The sequence below is a fragment of the Thermosynechococcus sp. genome, from assembly GCF_046299635.1.
Lineage (GTDB): Bacteria > Cyanobacteriota > Cyanobacteriia > Thermosynechococcales > Thermosynechococcaceae > Thermosynechococcus.
Window position 1 is genome coordinate 1 of the sequence record NZ_JBKBHV010000009.1, and the last position, 24,462, is coordinate 24,462.

General features: G+C 52.0%; 25 protein-coding genes and 2 pseudogenes. 13 read left to right on the top strand and 14 right to left on the bottom strand.

Features of this window, described 5'->3' with window-relative positions:
* Window positions 1-74: 74 nt before the first annotated feature.
* Window positions 75-332 (top strand): annotated as a pseudogene (locus tag ACK4IR_RS05430) (serine/threonine protein phosphatase); the annotation flags it as partial.
* On the opposite strand, the gene lspA reads toward ACK4IR_RS05430, so the two are convergent.
* Complete coding sequence (gene lspA / locus ACK4IR_RS05435) at window positions 329-805, bottom strand: signal peptidase II (protein WP_409873186.1); 477 nt, start codon at window positions 803-805, stop codon at window positions 329-331. The pseudogene ACK4IR_RS05430 and the gene lspA sit on opposite strands and share 4 nt — an antisense overlap.
* Window positions 802-1,881, bottom strand: a complete 1,080-nt coding sequence (locus ACK4IR_RS05440; RefSeq protein ID WP_409873188.1) for an Mrp/NBP35 family ATP-binding protein — start codon at window positions 1,879-1,881, stop codon at window positions 802-804. Before ACK4IR_RS05440 ends, lspA begins: the two co-directional genes overlap by 4 nt.
* Between ACK4IR_RS05440 and ACK4IR_RS05445 the strand changes: the two genes are divergently transcribed.
* The 7 genes from ACK4IR_RS05445 (at window position 1,880) to ACK4IR_RS05475 (ending at window position 5,626) form a co-directional block, all read left to right on the top strand.
* The gene (locus tag ACK4IR_RS05445) at window positions 1,880-2,101 is read left to right on the top strand and encodes a hypothetical protein (protein WP_409873189.1); all 222 of its coding nucleotides are present in this window, start codon (window positions 1,880-1,882) and stop codon (window positions 2,099-2,101) included. The two genes, ACK4IR_RS05440 and ACK4IR_RS05445, sit on opposite strands and share 2 nt — an antisense overlap.
* Window positions 2,098-3,705 (top strand): glutamine-hydrolyzing GMP synthase, encoded by a 1,608-nt coding sequence (gene guaA, locus ACK4IR_RS05450; RefSeq protein ID WP_409873190.1) that lies wholly within the window; start codon window positions 2,098-2,100, stop codon window positions 3,703-3,705. Before ACK4IR_RS05445 ends, guaA begins: the two co-directional genes overlap by 4 nt.
* A 61-nt stretch (window positions 3,706-3,766) precedes the next feature.
* Entirely contained in the window at window positions 3,767-4,291 is a 525-nt protein-coding gene (locus ACK4IR_RS05455) for a hypothetical protein (protein WP_409873191.1), read from the top strand.
* Window positions 4,288-4,542 carry a hypothetical protein gene (locus tag ACK4IR_RS05460; protein ID WP_409873193.1) on the top strand — a complete coding sequence of 85 codons (255 nt, stop codon included), beginning with the start codon at window positions 4,288-4,290 and terminating at the stop codon, window positions 4,540-4,542. The genes ACK4IR_RS05455 and ACK4IR_RS05460 overlap by 4 nt, the downstream gene beginning before the upstream one ends.
* Before the next feature lie 112 nt (window positions 4,543-4,654).
* Entirely contained in the window at window positions 4,655-5,170 is a 516-nt protein-coding gene (locus tag ACK4IR_RS05465; RefSeq protein ID WP_409873194.1) for a hypothetical protein, read from the top strand.
* A gap of 8 nt (window positions 5,171-5,178) precedes the next feature.
* Window positions 5,179-5,415, top strand: a complete 237-nt coding sequence (locus ACK4IR_RS05470; RefSeq protein ID WP_409873196.1) for a hypothetical protein — start codon at window positions 5,179-5,181, stop codon at window positions 5,413-5,415.
* Window positions 5,381-5,626 (top strand): hypothetical protein, encoded by a 246-nt coding sequence (locus ACK4IR_RS05475; RefSeq protein ID WP_409873198.1) that lies wholly within the window; start codon window positions 5,381-5,383, stop codon window positions 5,624-5,626. Before ACK4IR_RS05470 ends, ACK4IR_RS05475 begins: the two co-directional genes overlap by 35 nt.
* Window positions 5,627-5,696: 70 nt before the next feature.
* Here ACK4IR_RS05475 and ACK4IR_RS05480 read toward each other — a convergent pair.
* The 5 genes and pseudogenes from ACK4IR_RS05480 to ACK4IR_RS05500 form a co-directional block, all read right to left on the bottom strand.
* Window positions 5,697-6,437: pseudogene (locus tag ACK4IR_RS05480) on the bottom strand (ChaB family protein).
* 102 nt (window positions 6,438-6,539) lie between these two features.
* Window positions 6,540-7,889, bottom strand: a complete 1,350-nt coding sequence (gene dnaB / locus ACK4IR_RS05485; protein ID WP_409873200.1) for a replicative DNA helicase — start codon at window positions 7,887-7,889, stop codon at window positions 6,540-6,542.
* A gap of 14 nt (window positions 7,890-7,903) precedes the next feature.
* Window positions 7,904-8,362, bottom strand: a complete 459-nt coding sequence (rplI, locus tag ACK4IR_RS05490; RefSeq protein ID WP_409873202.1) for a 50S ribosomal protein L9 — start codon at window positions 8,360-8,362, stop codon at window positions 7,904-7,906.
* A 198-nt stretch (window positions 8,363-8,560) separates the two neighbouring features.
* The gene (gene psaJ, locus ACK4IR_RS05495; RefSeq protein ID WP_011058244.1) at window positions 8,561-8,686 is read right to left on the bottom strand and encodes a photosystem I reaction center subunit IX; all 126 of its coding nucleotides are present in this window, start codon (window positions 8,684-8,686) and stop codon (window positions 8,561-8,563) included.
* 37 nt (window positions 8,687-8,723) lie between these two features.
* Window positions 8,724-9,218 (bottom strand): Photosystem I reaction center subunit III, encoded by a 495-nt coding sequence (locus ACK4IR_RS05500; protein ID WP_409873203.1) that lies wholly within the window; start codon window positions 9,216-9,218, stop codon window positions 8,724-8,726.
* A gap of 317 nt (window positions 9,219-9,535) precedes the next feature.
* Here ACK4IR_RS05500 and ACK4IR_RS05505 point away from each other — a divergent pair, with 317 nt between their 5' ends.
* From ACK4IR_RS05505 to ACK4IR_RS05520, 4 genes are all read left to right on the top strand, one after another.
* Window positions 9,536-10,735: an adenylate/guanylate cyclase domain-containing protein gene (locus ACK4IR_RS05505; RefSeq protein ID WP_409873205.1), complete on the top strand. Its 1,200-nt coding sequence runs from the start codon at window positions 9,536-9,538 to the stop codon at window positions 10,733-10,735.
* A 703-nt stretch (window positions 10,736-11,438) separates the two neighbouring features.
* The gene (gene psbU / locus ACK4IR_RS05510) at window positions 11,439-11,843 is read left to right on the top strand and encodes a photosystem II complex extrinsic protein PsbU (protein ID WP_409873206.1); all 405 of its coding nucleotides are present in this window, start codon (window positions 11,439-11,441) and stop codon (window positions 11,841-11,843) included.
* A gap of 31 nt (window positions 11,844-11,874) precedes the next feature.
* Window positions 11,875-13,515, top strand: a complete 1,641-nt coding sequence (nadB, locus tag ACK4IR_RS05515) for an L-aspartate oxidase (RefSeq protein WP_409873207.1) — start codon at window positions 11,875-11,877, stop codon at window positions 13,513-13,515.
* A 41-nt stretch (window positions 13,516-13,556) separates the two neighbouring features.
* The gene (locus ACK4IR_RS05520; protein WP_409873209.1) at window positions 13,557-14,780 is read left to right on the top strand and encodes an MlaD family protein; all 1,224 of its coding nucleotides are present in this window, start codon (window positions 13,557-13,559) and stop codon (window positions 14,778-14,780) included.
* Between the two features lie 50 nt (window positions 14,781-14,830).
* Here the strand turns inward: ACK4IR_RS05520 and ACK4IR_RS05525 are convergent, their stop codons facing one another.
* Genes ACK4IR_RS05525 through ACK4IR_RS05540 form a run of 4 tightly spaced genes read right to left on the bottom strand, consistent with a single transcriptional unit; the run spans window position 14,831 to window position 21,671 of the window.
* Window positions 14,831-15,514, bottom strand: coding sequence for a flagellar motor protein (locus ACK4IR_RS05525; RefSeq protein ID WP_409873211.1), 684 nt, complete (start codon window positions 15,512-15,514; stop codon window positions 14,831-14,833).
* Window positions 15,515-15,520: 6 nt separating this feature from the next.
* Entirely contained in the window at window positions 15,521-17,323 is a 1,803-nt protein-coding gene (locus tag ACK4IR_RS05530; RefSeq protein WP_409873212.1) for a hypothetical protein, read from the bottom strand.
* Window positions 17,324-17,351: 28 nt separating this feature from the next.
* Window positions 17,352-20,552, bottom strand: a complete 3,201-nt coding sequence (locus tag ACK4IR_RS05535) for a tubulin-like doman-containing protein (RefSeq protein WP_409873214.1) — start codon at window positions 20,550-20,552, stop codon at window positions 17,352-17,354.
* A gap of 54 nt (window positions 20,553-20,606) precedes the next feature.
* Entirely contained in the window at window positions 20,607-21,671 is a 1,065-nt protein-coding gene (locus ACK4IR_RS05540; protein WP_409873215.1) for a VWA domain-containing protein, read from the bottom strand.
* 128 nt (window positions 21,672-21,799) lie between these two features.
* Between ACK4IR_RS05540 and ACK4IR_RS05545 the strand changes: the two genes are divergently transcribed.
* Window positions 21,800-22,333, top strand: coding sequence for a tetratricopeptide repeat protein (locus ACK4IR_RS05545; RefSeq protein WP_409873217.1), 534 nt, complete (start codon window positions 21,800-21,802; stop codon window positions 22,331-22,333).
* Between the two features lie 103 nt (window positions 22,334-22,436).
* Here the strand turns inward: ACK4IR_RS05545 and ACK4IR_RS05550 are convergent, their stop codons facing one another.
* From ACK4IR_RS05550 to moeB, 3 genes are all read right to left on the bottom strand, one after another.
* Window positions 22,437-22,553 carry a photosystem I reaction center subunit VIII gene (locus ACK4IR_RS05550; protein WP_149820283.1) on the bottom strand — a complete coding sequence of 39 codons (117 nt, stop codon included), beginning with the start codon at window positions 22,551-22,553 and terminating at the stop codon, window positions 22,437-22,439.
* A gap of 50 nt (window positions 22,554-22,603) precedes the next feature.
* Window positions 22,604-23,071 carry a photosystem I reaction center protein subunit XI gene (locus ACK4IR_RS05555; RefSeq protein WP_409873219.1) on the bottom strand — a complete coding sequence of 156 codons (468 nt, stop codon included), beginning with the start codon at window positions 23,069-23,071 and terminating at the stop codon, window positions 22,604-22,606.
* 161 nt (window positions 23,072-23,232) lie between these two features.
* Window positions 23,233-24,405 carry a molybdopterin-synthase adenylyltransferase MoeB gene (gene moeB / locus ACK4IR_RS05560; protein WP_409873220.1) on the bottom strand — a complete coding sequence of 391 codons (1,173 nt, stop codon included), beginning with the start codon at window positions 24,403-24,405 and terminating at the stop codon, window positions 23,233-23,235.
* Window positions 24,406-24,462: the final 57 nt, after the last annotated feature.

Here is a 24,462-nt window from a genome sequence, read left to right on the forward strand (position 1 = left end):
CGGGACATCTAGCCAAGACTCGGTGAAGGGGGAATCTCCCGCTATACGAGAAGCGTTAGCGGGATGAGCGTCAATTTGCCGATAAAACGATTGTGGTGGGTCACACAATTACATTTACGTTTCCCGGTGTGGAAGCAGGGAAAATTGTGCGAGGGGCTGGTTGGTTAGGGATTGAAACGGGTGCCTACCATCGTCGCAGTGGCTGGTTGACGGCACTTGACTGGACAAATCAGTGGGTCTATCAAGTGAATGTACTCTACGGTGGTATCCGCCAAGGGGAATTGACTCAGTTTTTGGCGGATTTAGGAGATTGCTCCTACAATATCAGCTAGCGCTGGCGCCACGCCGACCACAAAAGACAAGCAATGCCGATATTAATGGCAATGTCCGCCACATTAAAGACAGGAAATTGAATCAAGCGAAAATCCAAGAAGTCAACCACCTCGCCCGTGAGAAAGCGATCAATGCCGTTGCCCAAGGCGCCGCCGAGTAAACAGCCATAGCCCACCTGCTGCCATCGATCTAATCTCGGACCTAGCACGGCCCAAGTGATCAGACCCAAGCTAACGATGAGAGACAACCAGCGCAACCAAACACTGCCATTGGCAAAGAGGCTAAAGGCCGCCCCAGTATTTGTAACGTAGGTAATGTGAAAGACACCGGGGATAATGGGCGTTGTTTGCGGTGGAATGGTTAGGGCATAGGTGGCCACAATCCATGCTTTCGTCAGGCGATCGCCAAACAGGGCAAGACCCGCAGCCCACCAAAAAATGGGATTCTTGATCTTGAGCTGCTGACGATTCATCGCGCAGGGCTGAGGGCAGCTACAGAGACCCGAGCTGCCACCTGTTGAGCGATCGCCCGCAGGGCTTGAGCGGAAGCAGACTGCGGCTGGGCAATGAGAATCGGCTGACCCAAATCTCCCCCTTCGCGAACCGGCAATTCCAAGGGGATCTGTCCTAAAAGGGGCACGCCCATTTCTGCCGCCAAGGCTTCGCCGCCGCCACTGCCAAAAATGTCATAGCGACGATTGGGCAGATCAGGGGGAATAAAGTAACTCATATTTTCCACGAGTCCGAGAATCGTGACCCCCAACTGCTGAAACATCCGCAATCCGCGCCGCGCATCCCCAAGGGCAACAGCTTGAGGCGTTGTCACAATCACCACCCCTGCCATCGGAACCGCTTGTGCCAGGGTGAGTTGGGCATCCCCAGTACCGGGGGGCAAATCCACAACCAGATAGTCCAGTGCGCCCCAGTCACTTTGGTAGAGGAATTGGCGAATAATGCCATTGAGCATAGGACCGCGCCAAATGACCGGCTGATCCCGATCAATGAGGAAGGCCATGGAGACCACTTTCAAGCCGTGGGCCACCGGCGGTACTAGGACATCGCCTCTGGCTTCCTTGCGCACTTCGACAATAGCTTCCTCTAGCCCCAGCATCGTCGGAACATTGGGGCCATAGATATCGGCATCAATCATGCCGACGGCTGCGCCGGCCTGGGCAAGGGCAAGGGCTAAATTCACCGCCACGGTACTTTTGCCGACCCCGCCTTTACCACTGGAGACGGCAATGATGTTTTTGACCCCCGCTACATCGGTGCGATCGGGCAGGCTCTTTTGCTGGGGTGTTTCGGCAGTAACCGCCACCTGCACATCCATGACCCCCGGCAGGGTAAAGACGGCTTTTTTGCAATCTTCGACAATAAATTCCCGTAGGGGGCAGGCGGGGGTTGTCAGCACCAGTGTAAAGCGAACCGTGCCATCCTCAATGGCAACATCGCGGATCATGTTCAACTCCACCAGCGATCGCCGTAACTCGGGATCTTCCACAGGGCGGAGAGCGGCCAAGACAGACTCGACAGTAAGAGGGGCACTCATGCAGGTGATTCGTTACATTCGCTACTTAGATAGCGATCGTACCACTGCCGGGCAGATTCCCCCGCCAACCACAGCAGCGATACAGCCCTGTGCCCAAGGATTCCATAGGCCTAAAAGAGCTAAGACCGCTCTCAGACAGGATTACATCACCCATATTTCAGAAAAGGGCGGTATTCTGGAAAGTACGAGCTATTTGGGATCAGAAGGACTGCAACGTTGACTCACTCCACCCTCCACCAACCCGATACAGCCACTGGCCAAGGCCTGCAACGCCAACTCATTGTCATTCTCGATTTTGGGTCGCAATACTCCGAACTCATTGCCCGCCGCATTCGTGAAACCCAAGTCTATTCCGAGGTCATTTCCTACCGTACCACCGCTGCGCAACTCGCCCAATTGGCTCCCAAGGGGATTATTCTCTCCGGTGGTCCTAACTCTGTTTATGACGAGAATGCTCCCCAATGCGATCCTGAGATTTGGAACCTCGGCATTCCCATCCTTGGCGTGTGCTATGGCATGCAACTGATGGTGCAACAGTTGGGGGGAACTGTGGAGCGAGCCAGCGCCGGGGAGTATGGCAAAGCAGCGCTCTTTATTGATGACCCCACGGATCTGCTCACCAATGTGGAGCAGGAAACGATTATGTGGATGAGCCATGGCGATAGCGTTACGGCACTACCCCCCGGTTTTCGCGTCTTGGCCCATACCCACAATACGCCAATGGCGGCGATCGCCCATCCGGAGCGGAAACTCTATGGCGTTCAGTTCCACCCAGAAGTGGTGCATTCCGTGGGTGGCATTGCCCTGATCCGCAACTTTGTCTATCACATTTGCGATTGTGAACCCACTTGGACCACCGCTGCCTTTGTCGAAGAAGCAATCCGGGAAGTGCGCGCCAAAGTGGGCGATAAACGAGTGCTCCTTGCCCTGTCGGGGGGAGTGGATTCTTCGACGCTGGCTTTTTTGCTCCACCGTGCCATTGGCGATCAACTCACCTGTATGTTCATTGATCAAGGGTTCATGCGCAAAGGGGAACCCGAACGACTCCTCAAGCTCTTTCAAGAGCAGTTTCACATCAAGGTGGAGTACGTCAATGCCCGCGATCGCTTCCTTGCCCAACTGGTGGGCGTCACAGACCCCGAAGAAAAGCGCAAACGCATTGGCCATGAATTTATCCGTGTTTTTGAGGAAGAGTCCCAGCGACTAGGCCCCTTTGACTACCTTGCTCAGGGAACGCTGTATCCCGATGTCATTGAATCGGCAAATACCAACATTGACCCGCAAACCGGTGAGCGCGTAGCAGTGAAAATTAAAAGCCACCACAATGTTGGCGGCCTCCCCGAAAACCTGCGCTTTAAGCTGGTGGAACCCCTGCGCAAGCTCTTTAAGGATGAAGTGCGCCAAGTGGGGCGATCGCTCGGTCTGCCCGAAGAAATTGTGCGACGGCACCCCTTCCCTGGCCCCGGTTTAGCGATTCGGATTCTCGGTGAAGTGACCCCTGAGCGCCTAGAGATCTTGCGGGATGCGGATCTGATTGTGCGGCAGGAGATTAACCGTGCCGAGATGTACCACGACTTTTGGCAAGCCTTTGCGGTGCTGCTGCCAATTCGCACCGTGGGGGTCATGGGAGATCAACGAACCTATGCCTATCCAGTGGTGCTGCGGTTTGTTACCAGTGAAGATGGGATGACCGCCGACTGGGCGCGGGTGCCCTACGACCTCCTAGAGCGCATTTCCAACCGCATTGTCAATGAAGTACCGGGGGTGAATCGGGTAGTCTATGACATTACCTCCAAGCCGCCCGGAACTATTGAGTGGGAGTAAATTTGCCAGAAGGGACAGCGATCGGTTTAAGTGGAAGAGATGGTGGTGTGAGTGATGTGGCATGAATGGCAAATGGTTGCTGGTCTTTGGTTTTAGTGCAAGTGCGTGGTTGCCCTTAGCAGCAACGGCGCAGTCTAGCCCATCCCAATGGCAAATTGAGGCTCGGCCAACAACCAATCCAACCTTTGAAGTGGCACCAACAGCGGAGGCTCCGCTCCAATGGCAAGCCGTTCCCGAACCGAGTAGCGATCGCCCTTGGCAGCCGGCAACGCCAGAAGAACTGGCACAACCTATTCTCCCCCCCGTGGCTGAGCAGGCACCGGCACCCATCATTGCCGAGGAACCTCAGTATCGCATTCCACCGTTGATGCGTCCGCCTACTCGTCTCTTCAACTTAGAGACCGCCAATATCCTGCCTGAGCAAAACCTTGAACTGCGGGGGGGATTCGCAATTACGATCCCCAAGTGGCCGGAGGCGGTGGCGGTCTGCAAATTTTCTATGGCTCCATTGACTATGCCATCAATCATCGCTTGCAAGTCAGCTTTAGTGGCAATTACTACGACGACCCCTTGGGACGTTTGGTGAAGGGGCTACAACCCGATCTTCAGTTGGGGGCGATCTCCGCCGGTCTCAAATACCAAGTGCATCGCGGAGATAATTTATCTGTGGCTGTAGCTGTCTCCCTAGAGGCGGTGCGGGTGCGATCGGACAATTTCCTCTTTGTGCCGGGGGCTGCGCGAGCGGGGACGTGGACAGTTTCAGCTTCGTTGCAAGCGCCGATGACCTATTCCTTTAATCCCCAGTTGCAGTGGCACTTTACACCCAACCTCACCTAACTTTCCCGATACCCTTAACAAGGGAGGGGACTTTTACGGCACGAACTTCAACTTCGGCACAGGCATCAGTTGGCAACCCCATCCTCGCTTTAACCTTTTTGCCGATGTCAATATGCCCATAGGCCTTGGGGGCAATGCCGTGCGCAGTAGTGATGGGGCGATCGTTAACCTGCCCGTGTGGAGTGCCGGTGTGCGCTTCCTTGTGAATCCATCAGTGAGTATTGATTTGTCAGCCACTAATGCCTTTGGGATCACTCCTGCAACCCGCACCTTGGCTTTTTTACCCGGTGCTGATCAAGTGGGTGTCATGGCAGGCTTGAGCTACGCCCCCAATATGGGACCTGATTTTGCGCCGCCCTTTTTGCCCAGTTTTCGCAGTGAGCCGCGGCAACCCCTCAGTGATCGCGATCGCCAGCTTTTGCTGAATGGTCTGACCCTTACCTCCCCGAGCACCCTTGATCCGGGGATGCTACACCTGCGGGGCAACAGCAGCACCACTGGAACCGGCTTTCAGGTGGGCTTTGTCTTGCCTACGATGCCCAATTTGCCATTGCCATTGAACAGTGGAAGCGCGGTGAAACGCTCATCGAAAACATCAACTACAGCGGTAACTTGCAGTTGGGGCTAGCGGCTAAGTTGCGTTTCCTCGATCAGGCTCAAGGGGATCCCTTTTCTTTGGCCTTTCAAGGCTCATTTAATCGTGGCATTAAGCAGGGGGGCGGTAGCAGTCGTTCCCTAGGGGGCTTGGAGTTGGCCTTTATGTATGAGCCAACCAAGAATGTGGCACTGCTGCTGAATCCCAAGGTGGGAATTTTTACCCCAGATCAAAGATCAAAAAGTGGTGGGTGGCGTGGGGGTCGGCCTCAATGTTGAGATAGTCCGTAACCTCCAATTCATGGCCAAAGCCACTCCTGTCTTTGGTCAAACGGGGGTCTATAGTGCTGGCTTGCGTTACGTTGATCTCTATGGATCAACAGCAGTCGGCAGCAGTATTCCCAATGCAGGTCTTGTTGGTCAAGGATCCTTAGGAGTAGGGGTCAACCTCCATTGGCTACTTGGCGGATCACGACAGCCAGAGAATTAAAGTCCTACAAGTTCAATAGTTGACTGTTAGTCCCCCCTCAAGAGCAATGAAGGGGGAAGTGGGCTACCGCCTAACTGCCATAGACGCCCTGATCGTCCCGTTGGAAGAGGCGCTTGATGTGCTCCCACGCCTTAACGAGGGCATTTTTTTCATCATTAGACTCCTTCAGAGCTTCGTTATAGGCTTCAACGAATTTAGACTAAGCGGCCTCCGAGAGATCTGCACGCACCTCTGGGGAAATATCCTCTGGGTCAGAAACTGCCCCTCAGGCTGACGCGGAATTTGCATTTCGGTAATCGCCACCTCTTGACCACCGGCAGATTGTAATAGGAGAAAAATCTCCCCTGCTTTGTCCTCAGGAACTTCAACAACCAGCAAAAACTCTCCCGCCTGTACCCGCGTTTGATAAATGGCGGCTTTGTCCTGCGGCATTCCTAAGGAGATCAATGCGGATCCTAGCCCAGCCCCTAAAGCACCATAAAGGGCACCACTTGTTGCTCCCAAGAGAGCAGGGGCCACAACGCCAATAATAAGGAATGAAGAGAACACCGACGCCGGTCAGCAGACTCAGCAGCGAACCAAACACCGAACCGTAAAGAGCACCAGTGGTGACGCCATCTAAAATAATATCTTTCTTAGTAATAAATCCACTAATACGGGCTTCAGACTGAAAATTACGGCCAATGATCGAAACATTTTCCTTGGGCACACCGCGATTCAAGAGCCGTTCAATCGCTTCTTTAACCTTGGCCTCTTCCTTGAAAGTGGCCGAGACACATTTCGTTGTCGGTTGAGCAAAAGTCGTATCCATGGGTTGATTTCCTCATCAAGACACATCCCCAGTATAGATAGGAGCAATCATCGTTGACACCGAACCTTTCAGACAAGGAAACAGTACCCTCTCCCCACTCGACTAATCGCGAGCAAGGTTTTCAAAACGAGTGTATTGGGGGTCAAAGAGGAGTTTGACTGTCCCCACCGGACCATTGCGGTGTTTGGCAATTAGGAGTTCACAAATGCCGCGATCAGGAGTGTCAGGGTTATAGTATTCATCGCGGTACAGCAGGATCACCAAGTCAGCATCCTGTTCGATGGAGCCGGATTCGCGCAAGTCTGACATCAGAGGGCGTTTATTTTGCCGCGATTCCACACTGCGGCTGAGTTGGGAGAGAGCAATCACTGGTACATTCAGTTCCCGTGCCAGTCCCTTGAGGGAACGGGTAATTTTCGAGAGTTCCTGCACCCGGCCTTCTGTGGTCTCTTCGCCGCCCATCAGTTGCAGATAGTCAATCAAAATGAGGCCAAGACCGTTGGGATGCTCGGCATGGAGACGACGAGCCGTGGAGCGAATCTCTCCAAGGGTAGGGTTGGGAGTGTCGTCAATGTAGATGGGCAGTTGGGAAAGAATCCCGATCGCCCGACTCAGGGGTTCCCACTGGTGTTGGCTAATGCGACCTGCTCGTAAATAGTTGCTGTCAATGCGAGCTTCACTGGCAAGGAGGCGTTGTACCAGTTGTTCTTTGGACATCTCAAGACTGTAAATGGCCACCCCCAGATTGTGAATTTCGGCAATGCGGCGGGCAATTTGCAGGGCGATCGCCGTCTTACCCATGGAAGGACGACCCGCAATAATGATCAAGTCCGATCGCTGGAAGCCTTGGGTCATATTGTCCAAGTCATAAAAATTGCAGAATAGACCCGGCTGAATATTGCCGATCGCCCGCTGCTCTAACTCCGTAAACGTGCGGGTGAGAATTTCATCAGTGCGGGTCAACCCCTGCTGAATCCGATCCTGCGTCACACTAAAGATCTGCTGCTCGGCCTGATCCAAGATCACATTCAATGAGAGGCTGCTATCGTAGCCCAACTTCACCACTTGGGTACCCGCTTCAATCAGCTTGCGGCGCAGGTATTTTTCCTTGACCAAGAGGGCGTAGCGATCAATATTAATGGCGCTAACGGTGCGCTCGACCAGTTCCGCCAGCTTTGTGTGACCTCCCACTTTTTCCAATAGGCCCTGATCCTGTAGCCAAGCAGTGATGCACAGGAGATCCGTAGGGCTGCCACGACTGTGGAGGGAAATAGCCGCCCGATAGATTTCGCGATGGGCACTGAGATAAAAGGCCTCGACCGGCAAAATATCCACCACACGGTTAATCGCTTCCGGGTCTAAGAGAATACCCCCCAAGATCCACTCTTCCGCTTCGAGGTTCTGGGGGGGAATAAGTTGACTATCGGGCTGGAAACTCGGTTCCTGAACCATCAGGGAAGTTAGCCCTAATCAGCAACCACTTGGATATTGAGTTTGACACTCACTTCGGGATGGAGCTTGATTTCAGCCGTGTAGGTGCCCAGTTTGCGAATCTCGGGCAAAATCATGTCACGGCGATCAATGGTTTCACCCGTAATCGCCTGGATCGCATCAGCCACATCTTGAGGCGTGACACTGCCAAAGAGCATATCCTTTTCGCCCACGGGCATAGAGATGGTAATGGTGGCCAGTTTTTCGAGGGTGGCTTTTTGTTTTTCCGCAGCGTCTTTGAGTTCGGCAAGCCGTTGCCGTTCTTTTTCTTGGAGCCGCTCTACCCGCCGTAAAGCATTGGGGGTTGCTGGCTCGGCAATCCCTCTGGGAAATAGGTAATTCCGGGCATAGCCGGGGGCGACTTCGACGACTTGACCCATTCGCCCGAGTTTATTGACAGTTTCATTCAGGACAACTTGCACCCGCTTTGCCATGGGGATCCTCTTTCATTGAACTGGATGGGTTAACAGCAATCGTCAGCGTTAGTGGCTACGGCTGCTATTTTAGGACAAATAACTATTGTATAGCCTCTAGGGTGCGAACACCTACGGTGCGCGACGCGATCGCGACAAAAAAGGGCAGAACGAGCGTTCCACCCTTGTACCGAGTTTGTTCAAAAGTTCAGGGTTCACTTACAGGGGATGGAAGAGCAAGTCGGGATAGAAGCGATTAAACTCAATCAAAATCCCGGCAGTAATCGTCATCCAAATGGCAGCCAGCACGGGCGCGGTGGAAAGATAGGTCAAAAAGTGTTTCATGGTACGTCGTCCTTATGACAATCAACGAACAGTGAAGCTAGCGAGGGGAAACAGTGATTTCGTTATCTTTGGCGGTAAGTTCACCCGATGCCAGCTCCTTAAGGGCGGCCAGCGGCCAAGCAAAACCTGTGAGCATGCATTTGATGGCAAGGGGCACATCAATAATGATTTCTTTTTCATTGGCCTCACCGCTGTTGCGCACAGCAATCAAGTAGGCGCGACCCACCCAGCCGATCCAGCCAGCAATGTACAGGAAGAGCACACTGGGAATGAGAAAATCACCGGCACGGCTGAGACGACCGTCCACCACGAGGTGGGGCAGACCCTCTTGGCCACAAAGAGCTTGACTGTAGCGCTCAAACCGTTTTTGACCGGAGGCGGGATCAGCGGTGGTATTCACAGCAGCGGCAGCACGTTTTTGAAAGGCAGGAGAATCTTTGCAGGGGACGAGTCCTGCCACATCAGCGGAGGCTAGAGGGGCAAAACCTAGCCACAGGGTCAAGACAAGGAGTAGGGTTAACAATCGACGCATGGAGTGTTGTCCTCAAATGCAGACAGGTCAAAGTGCATTCACGGGAGAGAGCAATCCCTCCCAAAGCTGCCATCATTTTAGCGGATGGGCTTCAACCCAACCCTAGGGGAAAGGTTAATAATTTTTACGAGGGCAAGCAGGGACTAATGCTTCCTCTGGCGATCGCTCTATGGTTGATCCGTGCTGCCGCAAAGACGCCCTCTATTGAGACCGACAAAGCTCCTTTGCTAGACTGGATCTATTGTTGGACTTGACTTTGAAACATTTGCACATCGGTGGCGCTGGGGGGAGAGCTGACCCACGGTGATTTCTCAAGTATGAAGAGTATTTCTCCTATTTTGTCCCCCATGGATGCTGACCTGACGTTTAACTTGCCCGATCAAAAAATTCTTGAAACCTTGCCTCCCCAACAATTAGTGGCGATTATTTTGCGTCAGCAGCAAATTATTAATCAACTGCGCCACACCCTCTCGCAGATTCCTAGCATCCCTGAGGTCATTCACCCCGATACCCCACCTCCTTCAGAACCCCATCTAGCACTGGTGAGCGAGGATGCGGTGTGCTACTTTCCCCTCACAGGGGGGAACTGCTGGACGATTGGCCGCAGTGAAGATAATTCGATTGTGCTCAGCGATCGCTGGATGTCACGGAACCATGCCATGATTCAGCGCATGGGGCAGGGGGAGTTTTATCTCATTGATCTGGGGAGTCGCAATGGCACGTTTGTTAATGGTCGCCGTGTGAGTATTCCCATTGCCCTACACAATGGCGATCGCATTACCTTTGGTCAAACAGAACTAGACTTTTTTAACGAGCCTTTTGCCCCTTTGTTTGCTGAAAATGCCACTTTGTCCTTGCCTCAATCCGAAGGTTCCTCCACGGCATTGCTCCATGTCCGCCGCCTGTTGACAGTTCTCGTCGTGGATATTCGTGACTTTACCAAGCTGACACGGCAACTTGAAGAGGAGCTACTGTCGGAGCTAATTGGCACGTGGTTTCATCGTGCCGGTGAGATTATCCGTCAATACGGCAGTTGGGTGGATAAATATATTGGCGATGCGGTGATGGCGGTTTGGATCCACGAAAGCGAAGAGATTGGCTATCAAGAAATTTGTCATACCCTCTCTGCCTTAGAGGATTTACGGCTGATGACGGGAGAACTGCACCAGCAATATCCCTTGCCGTGGCCACTGCGTATTGGTTCAGGCTTGAATACGGGCTATGCAATGGTGGGCAATACCGGGAGTGGCGATCGCCCCGACTACACGGCTCTCGGAGATACAGTGAACGCCGCCTTTCGGCTCGAGAGTGCCACCAAAACCATTGCCGCTGATCTAGCAATGGGGGCAACCACCTACCACTACCTTGTGCAGTCTTGTCCAACTCTTGTCCCCTTTCGACCGCAAGTGCTGAGCCTCAAGGGCTATGATGCTCCTGTACCCGCCTACGTGGGTACCTTTGATGACCTCCATGGGTTCCTTGCTCAAGCCCTCACAATTCGCGACACCCTACACTAGACACCCTAAAAAAAGCGATTAAGAGACAGTCTCCCTCTCATATTATTGAACAAACTTAGAACAAATTTAGCCTGCACTCCCCCATCCTCGCGTAGCAGGCAGGGGTTAAGGCGCGGCAATGAAGCGAAGCGGAGCTGCCAATAAATTAATCATCGTAGCCCTGATTCTCAATGTACTCACTTCCTAGCCATAATCAACAGCATGATAGTATAATTATTCATGGTATTTCAGTTGTTACCTTTGACGGTACTGTAATCCATCGGGAATTTATTACCTTGGAAGAGACATAGACCGCAGAGACAAACGACTGAAATCTGAATGGCAGTCAAAACATCGCTGCCAGAGGGATTCTTAAACTCACTTGCCGAAAGGACAGTGAGGAGTATGCGGGCAAACTTTCCCGATACTCACCTAGAAGCTGGGCTTGTCTGTGTGATCTGTAGACTCTCACTTCTCAGGTTAGCATAGACATCACCACCTCACCTCAGCAGGTGGTGTGAGCTTCATTCACCTGTAGGGGGGAGCCTAGACATCAGTCTGTTGTGGGCGCTATGCCTCAGGTTCCTCTGTCACCCTGCCAGTGATGGGCTACTGCCGCCTGCGCTTGCTGTGCGATGTGGTCAGTTCTTTACTTTGATTCTTAGATTCTTAATGAACCGCTGTTTTTCGTAATGACCTGTGAGATTTGGGAGGTAAAGGAATTATGCAACGTTTAGGCCGCTGGCTAGCACTGGCTTACTTCGTGGGCGTTAGCCTGTTGGGCTGGATCAACTGGAGTGCCCCAACCTTGGCGGCAACTGCATCCACGGAGGAAGAACTGGTCAATGTGGTAGATAAGAAGCTCGGTACTGCCTATGGCGAGAAAATTGACCTGAACAATACCAACATTGCCGCCTTCATTCAATACCGGGGTCTGTACCCAACTCTAGCGAAACTCATTGTTAAAAATGCCCCCTATCAATCTGTGGAAGATGTCCTAAACATTCCTGGTCTCACCGAGCGGCAAAAGGAAATCCTGCGGGAAAACTTGGATCACTTTACGGTGACTGAGGTGGAAACAGCTCTTGTTGAGGGGGGCGATCGCTACAATAATGGGCTATACAAGTAATCGCCCTTCTTAGATAAATTTTGGGTTAGCGTTGACTCCCGCAACTTCTGGATTTGATGTCTTAATCATTGGCAGTGGTGCTGCGGGTCTCAGTGCTGCCCTATCCCTTCCCTCTCACTATCGCATTGGCCTGATTACAAAAACTGACCTCCAGCAATCTGCTAGTGGCTGGGCGCAGGGAGGTATGGCTGCCGCTATTGACCCGGCGGATTCTCCCTTGCTCCATGCCCAAGATACCCTTGCTGCAGGAGCTGGCCTCTGCGATCCAGTGAGTGTGCAGTTTTTAGTTGAGCAGGCACCGGCGCAGGTTGAGAGGCTCTTGGCCATGGGGGTGGCGTTTGATCGCGCGGGCGATCGCCCAGCTTTAACCCTCGAAGCTGCCCATTCCCGTCCGCGGGTGCTCCATGCTGCTGACACCACCGGCCAAGCCCTGATTACGACACTGCTCGAACAGGTGACGGCTGCACCCCATATTACGCTCCTGCCGAATAGCTTTGTCTTTGATCTGTGGCTAGAGGGGGAGCAATGCTGTGGTGTGTGTCTCTTGCATCAGGGACAGCTTCAATGGCTGCGCTCAGGTGCGGTCGTTCTGGCCACCGGCGGTGGCGGTCAAGTCTTTGCCCAAACCACAAATCCTCCCTTGAGCACTGGCGATGGTGTGGCAATGGCATGGCGGGCTGGAGCACATATTCGGGATGTCGAGTTTTTCCAGTTTCATCCCACAGCTCTGGCGGTTGAGGGGGCACCGCGATTTTTAATTAGTGAAGCCGTACGGGGTGAAGGGGCACACTTAATCGACCACAGGGGTCATCGCTTTGTAACGGATTACCATCCGGCGGGGGAACTGGCACCCCGGGATATTGTGAGTCGTGCTATTTATCGTCACCTTCAGCAGAGTCCTGCCCCCCATGTTTGGCTGGATTTACGACCGATTCCCCGCGATCGCCTACACCACCGGTTTCCGAAAATCATTGCTGTCTGTCGGCAGTGGGGCATTGACGTTGAGCAGCAACCCATTCCCGTATCGCCGGCCGCCCATTATTGGATGGGGGGAGTCCTCACAGATCTACAGGCCAGAACCACCCTGCCCGGCCTCTATGCCGTTGGCGAAGTTGCCAGTACTGGTGTCCACGGCGCCAATCGCCTTGCAAGTAATTCCCTGTTGGAATGCTTCGTCTTTTCGGCTCAACTGGCTCATCTGCACCCGCAGCCTCTTCCGGCGGAGATCTCCCCGCCTCGCCAGCATGCCCTTGACGTTGAGCCGGTGAGCTTTCGGGGGTGGCGCCAAGATCTACGCGAACTGCTGTGGCAAAGTGCCGGCATTTGTCGCGATGCTCCAACGCTGATGGCCGCTCTGTCTCAAGTTAAGGAATGGCGCCAAGAACTTTTGACTCATCCGATTGCGATCGCCTTTCGTCAACTAGACCCTGCGCACTGCTATACCCTCAGCCATGAGGCTGCGCAATCCACCCTCTGGGAATGGGGGGAGCTACGCAATCTCCTAGACATTGCCTATTTAATTCTCAAGAGCGCCCTCTTTCGCGAGGAAAGCCGCGGAGGCCACTATCGCCAAGACTATCCCCAGCCCGATCCCAACTGGCAAACGCATACCCTGATTTGGGGCGAGCACTGGCAAAAAGCGGCGATTCAGGGCGTTCAGAGTAAACTATAGTGGCTATAGATTTCAAAAACTTTTTGCGGTGCTCTATTCCTATGATGCAGTCACGGCGTGTGCAGGAAAGTTTGGTAGGTCTGGTGATTCTTGCAGGCTTAGCGACATTGGGGGTCGGCCTTCTGTGGTTGCGGGGCAACCTTGCCGGTGCCAATAGCTACACCCTTGAGGTGGAATTGGATACCGCGCCGGGCTTGGCAGTGGGGACACAGGTGCGCTATCGCGGTGTCCAAGTGGGGCGAGTCACGGCGATCGGTTTTGATGCCAATGGTGTGCGGGTGAGTGTGCGCGTCAATAATGTATTGATTCCGCGTGGTGCTGTACCGGAAATTCGCCAATCGGGATTCATTGGTCAGGCCTTCTTAGACTTTACCCCCAAGGAGCGAGTACCCGAGATTCCAGAGGGGGTCACCGCCTTTGCTCCCAAGTGTCAGCCAGAGTTAATCTATTGCAATGGGGATCGCGTGACCGGCGTACGTACTGCCGGCCTAGAAGATTTAGTGCGAGCGGCAACCCGCTTTACCACCACCCTTGAGGAATCGGGGATTATCAACAACGCCAATACCCTCATTTTGGGCGCAACCCGCACCGTTAACCGTGCTGACCAATCGTTGACAAAGGTGACCACTGCCCTCGATAGCTTCAACGCCCTCAGCAGAGATGCCCGCGCCGAACTACGGAACTTTAGCACTGCATCTCAAGCCGTCACCCGTGCTGCCAACCAAATTAGTGAACTAGTTGAGGTCAACCGCAATACAATTAACTCTGCTTTACACAACATTGATGGGGCTGCCCGAGATCTGAGAACCACGCTCAATGCCCTTCGTCCTCTGACGAAGCAACTGGAGCAGGGAGAATTACTGGCTAATTTGGATCGGCTCATTAAAAATGGTGCAGAAGCCGCAGCCAATCTCAATAAAGTCTCTGGGACACTGAGTAGTCCGATTATCATGCTGTCGATCGCCCAAACTCTAGATGCCGCACGCGCCACATTTATCAATGCCCAAAAACTGACGAATGACTTGCTCAAACTCACCAGCGATGAATCCTTCCAGTCTGATTTGCGACGTCTCATTAAAATCCTCAGCCGCCTGCTGGCTTCAAGCCAAGACCTTGAGCAGCAATTCTTAGCACTCCATGCCACTTCCCTAGGAGAAACTCAGCTACTGCCCCCCAGCCCCACCCCCAGTCCAACGGTGGCGGCCATGCCAACCAACGAGGAAGAAGCCGCAATTACCAGTGATAGTAATACAAGTGATCCCTAGGCTGACAATGAGTGTACTGGAGTGCAATAATCCTCTAGATCAGACTACAACTAACGAGCAGTTTCTGTTCGACCCATGCGGGTAAAGCGGACTTCAATGCGGCGTCGGGAAACATCTGGATTGCGATTCGCCGGTGCTAATTCACCATTAAGTAGGTAGAGTTGACCCGCAGAGTAGGCACGGAATTGGAGGCCAGCCAGCTTGGGTTGTTTTGCTTGTGCTTTGCGGAGTTCGTTGGCGATCGCCAGTGCCCGCATTAGACCCAGATCAGCATTCGATCCGGGGATCAAACGATTTAATGCGTTGGTAGCTGCTGCCTGCTCGAGGAACATATCCAAGTTACTACTGCTGCCTTGATTGGGTTGGCCATCGGTATGCCCAATGATTTCCACCGTGTCAATGCCGTACAAGGTGCGAGTTTCAACAATTTTGGCAACTAAACTGTTCCAAATGTACTTGCGAAAGGCATCGGAGAGCTGCGCACTTCCGACCGAAAATCGAAACTTATCATTGTCAGGAATAAAGAGAATTGGCGGCGGGCCTTGGACTCTGCCTTGGCCTTTAACTTGTTGCTGCAATTCATGAATCTGTTTTTGATTAATGACGATAAAAATCAGCATAATAAAAGTAATCAGGCTTAAGATAAGTAAAGTGCCGGACATTAGATCCGTGTAGGACATCCAAGGGTTAAAGTCCTCTGGTTCCTGTTGCCAAGAGCGACGGAAGGGACGCATAAGCAATTACTTCGTTTGTGGGGCGGCGGGTGTAACTTTTTGGGAGAGGAGCACCAAATTGCGGTTTATTTGCTCCAAGGATTGAACAGCTCTCGTCATTGATTGGCTAGAGTCTTTGGTTTGTTGTTGCAACTGACTTAACTGCTCGTGGATTTGCTCTAGACCCTTCTCAAGGGCTTTGATCTGGCTTTGGCGATCGCCATCGCTGGCGGAGCGCTGCTTGCGATAATTTTCAAAGCTATTTTTGAGCGTGATTAACTGGTCGGTGAGGGATTTGTATTGACGATCTAACTGCTCTGTGACACGGGCAATTTTGTCTGCGGCTGTACTCAGTTGCTCCGCATGGGAGCCATTCTTTTCCAAAATGATTAATAACTGCTTTTGATTGGCTTGGTTTTGCTCGATGATATTAGACACTTCTGTGGAAAATTTGCTGACACCAAAACGCACTTGCCGCAGTTCCTCATTCCCCTGGAGGAGGTGTTGGCTAACATCACTACTGAGTCGCTCCATAGAGCGTAACATCGTTATCAATTCCTGTTGATTTTGGCTAAGGGTATTTTGTGCGCTCTGGGCGATCGCCAGCAGCTTCGCCAGTTGATCTGCGGCTTTTGCCAGTTCTGTGGACTTCTGCGCCACTTGCCAATTCACCTGTTCAATTTCGTTAACCAAGCCCAAAACTATTTCTTGAATATGTGTAAAGGTGCTCGTCGTCGTACTCAGATTGCCGGCAATCTCCTCAAAGTTCATATGGATACGATTAACCCGCTCTAGGGTGTCTGCAACTTTAGCAGTCAAGTCAATCACTTCGCTATTGAGTTGTTGCGATCGCGCCGCAGCTTCCGTCAACTGATCAATAAACCGGGCAAGTTGCTGTGCAGCTGTACTCAACTTCTCTCCAAATTGACTATCTTCTAATGCCCGCACTGCTGTCTGAAAAATATTTGCCCCGGCCACGAGATTACCCACGGCATTGTCAACTCTGGCAAAGACCCTCTCTGCCAGCTCAATATTTCTGTTGTGTGCTTGCCTAAGATTGGCCAATTCCCGCTCTAGGGGGGTTTCAATGGCTTTAGTAACCGTTTCGTGGAAATTCTCCAAGAAAACAGTAAAGTTGCGATCAATGGATTGAATCAACCGTCCGGTGGGGTTGCGTTTCTCACTGGCCAGCTCGTGATCTAAATACAGTTCTACCGCTGTGAAAAAATGCCGCCGCGCCAACGTCGTATTCCAAATAGAATTAACACAAGTCAGAAAGATGCCCAACGACAAGCTGACGACACTAGAGACAAAGGCCAATGACATTCCCCGCAAGGGGGCACGAAATTGCTCAATCAACTGTGAGAGCAATTGTACCGGCGCGTTTGCTTCGCTCACCTGAAGGTCAGCAATGGCAGATAAATTCCTCATTATACCATAGATATTGAGGGTGACTCCTAGAAATGTACCCAACAGACCAATGGCAATCAGTAAATTGGGCGTTACACGTGTCAAGTACTCAGCCTTCTCTAGAGACAATCCCCACAAGTGTTCTTGGGCAAGCGTGTAGTCCACTAAAGCAGCAGTGTTGATCTCGTCATACTTCTCTAAGCATCGAGTCATCCGCTCGCGCAACTGCCGAATTAAAGGGGGAGCTTGAGGAGTCTCACTGGCAACGGCCCAATCCCAGCGAATAAAGTACATTAAACGGCTAAACAGGCTCAGCCGCAGGGCAGCACTACAGAGAGCCGTCAGGGTCGGAATCCCAATAAAAAGTCGAAGGATCCACGAGTCTTGTACCTCTTCTAGAAAGAGATTAAATAGGTCCATAATTTTTCCTCGGAAAATGTTATTGCTGTTAATTGTCTTGATTGTTCCTGTGTTGCATATCAACATCCCGTTCCGTCAAAGGGGATGATTGCTTGAGTAATCGCTCAGTCTGAGGGATAGCCGAGGTCGAGGCCAAGGTTTTTCCCCAGTAATCCTCAATGCGTTTATCTAGTTCCTCAATTAACTCCTGAAGAATGCCTTTGCGGGCAATTCCGGTGAGGCCTTGAATTTCTGTCCCTGCCACAATGGGTACCATAGCAAAGTTAATGTGATCTGGCCGATAGGCACGAATTTCCTCAATTAAAGCCATGACATGGGGGCGATAGCTGTTTTCCCATTCTGCCCGATTACTCACCAAGAAATTAATCGCCTCATTCAGTTGTTGGCGCAGCATATCCGTTAAGGTCGTGGTGTGCTGGTCTTGGTTGCGAATCTCTACCCAAGTCAATTGATCAATAACAGCAGACCAATCATTGCCGAAGGTAATTTTCCTGCCGCCATTTTTTGGATTGAAGACAAGATTGTCGCCCTCTAGGGCAAACATTTTCAAGCCGAGGCACTTAAAAAATAGTTCCTGCACTTCCCGCACTACTTCTGGTGGGGGCGGCAAAATATCCGTGAGCGTAATCGTTTTATTGGTATGCAGACAGTCAAAATTGCCCGCCTCACCTCGGTTTTCGTAGGCATATTGGAAATTTTTCGCTGTCAAGTCATTGATTAACCGCAGGGGAAAGCCGGCATACTCCGTCATGAAAATCACTTGATGCTGCTCTGAAGCCGGCAATTGCACTCGCTGGGCATTCCCCAATAGCCCCGTTTCCGTCAGGAGTTGAGTAAAGGCCTGCACATAGGCATCCTCTGTGGCGGGTTGGTGGTAGGCAATAAAGACCGTTCGCTTATGGGGGGCGTTGTTGAAATAGCCGTCATTGAGATTCAGGGGCAGGAGAATGTCCGACTGGTTTTTCAGGGACGTTAAGTAGGCAATTAACTGCTCACGGCTGCCCATTTCCATAAAGCGTTGAATCGCCGATCCCCGCAGAGACAGCATCAATGTCGCAATCCGTCTGTCCACCACTTGATCAAGGGCAGCGGGAATTTCCGCCGGTGCAAACTGGGGTTTGAGGAAGTGTTCTAAACTCGGTGGTTCCTCTGCGCTGACAACCACTGCTTTTTGAATTACCTCAGTGGAAAGCTGGTTCAAGGCCAAGCGCCGCTCCCCTTCTCTGGGGGGAAGCACGGCATTAATCGCATGTTCGGTGTCTTGGGCATTGACAATGGGCAAGCCAATCCGCTCTTGGACATTGACTTCTGCTAGCTGTTCACTCCGCCGTTGCAGTATGAGGATATTTTCTTGGATAAAGGTGCGGAACTGCACCAATTGGGCAATTTTTTGATTGGTAAAAACAATTAGATCCTCTGTGGCTGAGCGCACTTGACGGCTCACCTGCGATTGGTAGTTTTGGCGAGCAAGAGTGACTACCTGATCCACAGCCACCCGAAAGGCAGTTTGAACTTTTGTCGTTTTGCCAAAGGGAAGAAACTGCCCCTGAATTGCCTGCACCTCATTTTGCAGTTGGGTGGTGATATTACGCAGTTCTGTATCAGCATTTTGGGGGCGATTGACCTCATATTGAGCACGAACACGCTCGAAGTTAGTCTTAAGTCCCTGTAGCCAGTTGATGGCATTGTCGAGGCCAAAGAATTCGTGATCCGGTTGCAGGATTTGCTCTAGGAATTGTTCAATACTGATTTTGATGTCATTGGTCACGTCTGACGTGTGTTCAACAATCGGTGTGAGCCAAACCCCCCGTTCTCTACTGTTGTCCGCAGGCCGCACAAAGTTGAGAAGTGCCATCGCATTCTGGGGAAACTGCGTTCTCAACATATCTTGCTGCCCACGGGATTGGGCTGCACTAATTTGACTATATTGATTGTTGCGCCAGCGTTCTAAGTTGGCACTTAGCGTTCCTCCTTGCACGGGGACGTTTTCCAACCGTTGTTTCAGCAGTTGCCCTAGATCATCTGTCCCCCAGTCAAGTTGACTCGTATAGAACTGTTGCATTTGGCTGTTACTGGGGGCTTGACCAAGACCATTTTTCCAGAACTCTAACACTTGAATTTTGATTTGGTTGGCGGCCAGCAAATTGATTTTGTCTTGGGGGAAGTAAATACTGGCCAATCCCATGGTCATGTAGCGCTGGCGATTCGGACGGGGATGTTTGTCATATTCTTCGGTGGAATCAATTGCTCTTAGATTGTCACGGGCAGAAACTGCGGCGGCAGCGGTGGCACTGCTACTCAAAAAGAGGCAAATTTTCTGAGCAATGGTGTTGGTGATTTTGCCCTTGGCGTTGGCATCTGTTGGTGGAATGATGAATGTACCGCCGGGGGTCGCATTGGAGATTAAGTAAGTATAGTCGTAGGGCGGGCGAGACTCTTCTAGACGGCGTTCGTTGGGGTATTGGGCATTAAAAATGGTGCCCTTGCGAGTATAGTAGTCTAGTTCCTTAAGAGCAGCGTAGCAGTTGGCCTTGACGACATCGTTGCCGCCGTAGAGATCGGGGCTGACGACGAAGTAGCCGTAGGTTTCAAAGTTAGGCACACTTGCAGCAAAGAGCCGCCGCAAAATGTAGCCGATATCGAGAAACGTACCGCTCCCCGTACCCCCGCAGAGAGAACCAGCTACAAAAACCCGCAAACCCGGTCTCACCTCAATGCCACGGGCAATCAGGGCAGCTGTATTGGCACCGACCACACGGCCATGGGCTTGGTTTAGAGCATGAACCACGTGCAGATAGTTCTTAAAGAGGGCAAAGCGACCCACCGCCCGCACGGCACCTGCTCCCTGCTCAATGGTGCTGAGATTGCGAATCAGTTGATCGGGAAACCATTCGAGAATATGGTCATCGGGAGTTTGCACATAGGCGTTTTTTTGCCGCCGATCGTAGTTCTGCTTGAATTCATTGACTTCGTTGAGGGCAACGCGGATATGGACTTCCTCGGCAGGGGTAAATTCAATACTTTGGCCTCGGTAAGGGGGAATCGGGCCACTGCGATCGGTATCGATCTGGACAAAGCTAATGATCGGTAGCTCTGCCAAGGAACCAAACTCTTCAATGATATTTTGGCGAATGCGAACCAGCACATCTCGCCCAGTGCCTCCTAGCCCCACGCAAATGACGGGCAGAACAGTCAAATTATTGTTTTCTGCGGTATTCGTCGTAAACATCCAGCCCCCTGTAGTCTGCTGCTCAACGAAAGCGATCAACCTTAAAGGATTACTTTATAGGATTATCCTGATGATTTCATCCTTGTATGCAAGGAGAACAAAGCTACGCTGTTTGGGAATCGTGATTGAACCAAAGATTGGCTGACCATCACAGGTCAAATCTCCTTCTAGAGCATGAATGATCAGGTTTTGGTTTCGCCGTTCAAGGGTAGCGATCGCCACCATACTGGGCAAGGGCACCATCAAAAACGTGCCAGTAACGTTACCACCCACACCAATTTTCTGGCCATGCTTGAGGGAAAAGTGATACTCTTGATCGCCCACTTGGACAGTGACAGACCAAGGAATTTGCTGCCGTAGCCAGTGTACAGCGAACCCCAATCCACCCCCTAAACCAAGAATCCCCAAGACACCGGCAAGCAGAATTTGCCACCATAGTTGTCCCCAGAGGTAGGCGTTCACTAGACAGACTTCTCCGCCACCGGGCTTGGGCGTACAGAATTCCTGGACGGTTGCTGGCACATCCACAACGGTTAACTGAAACTGCCCCGGTTGAATGCTGCGCTGCTGCATCGGCAAAGCTGCTAACCATTGGCTGCGCTGACTGGCCTCTGGCGTATTCACAAGGCCACAGCGACTCTTTGGTACCTCCTTCCACTGATGGGCTTGCCCTTGAGGAAGATTCAAAGGTGCATCTGTTAGCCAAATCACCGATTGGTTTTTGATCGGTTGCTGATTGTAGAGACGGTCTTGGTTGAGTTGCGCCAAATAGCGATAGATAAAGTGTTCGGCACACATAATATCGGTGCCCTGCTCCGTGCCCGCATTCATGGGCATAGCCTCTAAAATTTTGGGAATATCCCCAGACCCTTGGTATTCAAAGACCACAGGCGATCGCACCGTCATGGCGAAGGGCAGAATATGGACGGTATCTCCTTTGGTTAAGGTTTTTTCAATGATTTGCCGTAGGTGGAGCCGCCCCGGATCGTTGAGTCCGACACTTTCCGTAAGATCGATCGCCAGCACTACATCCCGACCGCCCCAACGGCCAACCCACGCCAGCCCGTCCTTTTGCTGGGGGGTGAGGGGACGATTGCCGGGAACCACAGGTGAATTCATAGTCAGCGGCTTAAATTGTGAGATTTCTGGGGTTAAGGGGGTCGCCTCTGTTTATCATAGACCTAAGGAATCAGTGCGTAGAGCCTCAATTTTAGAGTGATTGGTTGTTACTGGGGATACGACTCACCATGGAGAATGCCTTACCTGCGGTTTATCTGAGTGTGTTGATTATTCTACTTGGCGTCTCAGCTTGGTTTGTAGTCAAACAAATTCTCAAAACCCGTCGCATTGAATCTAGCTTGGCACGCCTCCAACGGAAACTGAAGCAGGAGCCGGGTACAACTCAGGAATACTTTGAGCTAGGCAGCATCTACCTCACCAAAAAACTCGCTAGTCAAGCAATTCCTCTGTTTCAAAAAGCCCTGAAGGCGGCTGAAAACGAAGGGGAAACCTATCTCGCCCCCATTTACAATGCCCTTGGCTACGCCTATTTCATGCAGGAGCAGTATGACTTGGCCATTCGCCAATACAAAGAAGCTCTGAAAAATCAACCGCAGTATGTGACTGCCGCCAACAATCTTGGTCATGCCTACGAGAAAAAGAATCTCCCCCAACCCGCCCTTGAGGCCTATCAGCACACGCTGAAATATGACCCCAACAACGCGATCGCCCAACGGCGGGTAAATTCCCTGAAAAAACGACTCAGTGGCGCAGCGGCTTGAGAAGACCTCAGGCAACAAAAAACTGGCTAGGACATTCCCCAACCAGTTCTCTACTCGCTACTTATATTTTCTAGGTATTTAGCTGGGTAAGTTAGCCCTCGGCTTAGGCGTCCCCTTCAATGTAGAGAAACAGCAACCCCATCACCACCGTGGGCATCAGCCAGCACACCACGGGAATAAAAATCCAAGGCAAAAAGGATGCAGCGTAAGATCCCATCATAATCAACGGTTCTCCTTCTGGGTGTTCAAAACTAAAGGGTGACCAAGGCTCTAGTTAAACAAGCCAGTCATGATGCCATCGACAACAGAGAAATTCTCAAGGAGGAAGAAGGCAACAAAAGCTGCCCCCATGGCACCCACAAAGAAGCCGGCCGTAAACTGGCTCCAACCTTCACCGGTTTTCAGGGGATCGCTGCTGCTGCCCCCTTTTTGAAAACTGACCAGCCCATAGGCGGCTAAACAGGCCGTGGCAATCAAAATCAGAGCGATACCAGAAATCAAACCGCCCAAGTTGGCCACATCGGAATCCCGCAGGGGACCGAGCTTGACCCAAGGACCAATTACGAAATAACCGTGAGCCATCCCCACTTCCAAGCCCCGCAGAATAGGGGAGAGGCCTTGACGATAGGCGGGGAGGTTGCCGATAAAGGTCTTGACGAGGCCAGAATCAGAAATGGGTGTTGATAAGTGCCCCACAAAGGGATCGCCATTGTATGGCTTGATCAGTTCTTCTGCCATGATTTTTATTTCCCTAGCATTCCGTTACGTCCGCGCACAGGCACAGACCTAAGTGGTTATTCTAGGCAAGGGCGGGCGATCGCGCGAGAGACAGCGTTCATCTCTTCAAGAAAGTTCATGTATCGCAACATCCCCTTACGCGGCCTTACCCCTGTCTTGGGTTAGTAGGTGGGTACGCTAGGATCGACTTCCTGACTCCAAGCGTTAATCCCCCCCTTGATATTGATCCCCTCAATGCCCGCTTGCTTGAGGATGCTAAGGGCTTTGGCAGAGCGTCCCCCCATTTTGCAGTGCACCAAGAGGCGGTGGCCGTTCACCAAACTGCGAATTTTTTCCACACCGGAACCATTTTCAATCTCCGACAGGGGAACAAGGACGGCGCCGGGAATCTTGGCAATTTCGTACTCATTGGGATTGCGCACATCCACAAGGACGTAGTCTTGGGCGCCACTGTCCATGAGGGCTTTGAGTTCCTGCACGGTCATTTCGGGAATTTCTGCCATTTGGGCGGCCTCCTGGGCTTTGGCTTGGCGAATACCACAGAATTCTTCGTAGTCAATGAGCTTGTCAATGACGGGTCGTTCGGGGTTGGGGCGCAGCTTCAGTTCACGGAATTTCATTTCTAAGGCGTTGAAAAGTAACAGGCGCCCGCTGAGGGTGGTGCCTTTGCCAAGGATGATTTTAATCGTCTCCGTGGCTTGGATAACGCCAATAATGCCCGGTAAAATGCCCAGAACACCCCCTTCGGCACAGGAGGGCACAAGACCCGGTGGCGGCGGTTCTGGATAGAGATCGCGATAGTTGGGTCCGCCTTGATAGTTAAAGACCGTGGCTTGGCCTTCAAAGCGAAAGATGGAGCCGTAGACATTGGGCTTATTGAGAAGCACACAGGCATCGTTGACCAAGTAACGGGTAGGGAAGTTATCGGTGCCGTCCACCACAATGTCGTAGTCTGCCATAATCTCAAGGGCATTGGCGGCGCTCAGCCGAGTTTCGTAGAGATCCACTTGGCAATGGGGATTGATCTCAAGGATGCGGTGCTTGGCCGATTGAATTTTGGGCTTGCCCACCCAGGAGGTGCCGTGGATCACCTGCCGTTGCAAATTGGAGCTATCCACCACATCAAAATCTACAATGCCAAGGCGACCTACCCCCGCCGCCGCCAGATAGAGCAACAGGGGGGACCCCAGTCCACCGGTGCCGATGCACAGCACACTGGCCGCTTTGAGGCGCTTTTGACCCTCAACACCCACCTCCGGCAAAATCAGGTGGCGGGAATAGCGTTCATAGTCGTCTTTCGTGAGTTCAATTTTGGAAAGATCTGGATTTAGCATGGCAACCCTTCGTCAAAAACGCAACTGATCTAACCCGGTCAGCAAGGGTGAGGGGAT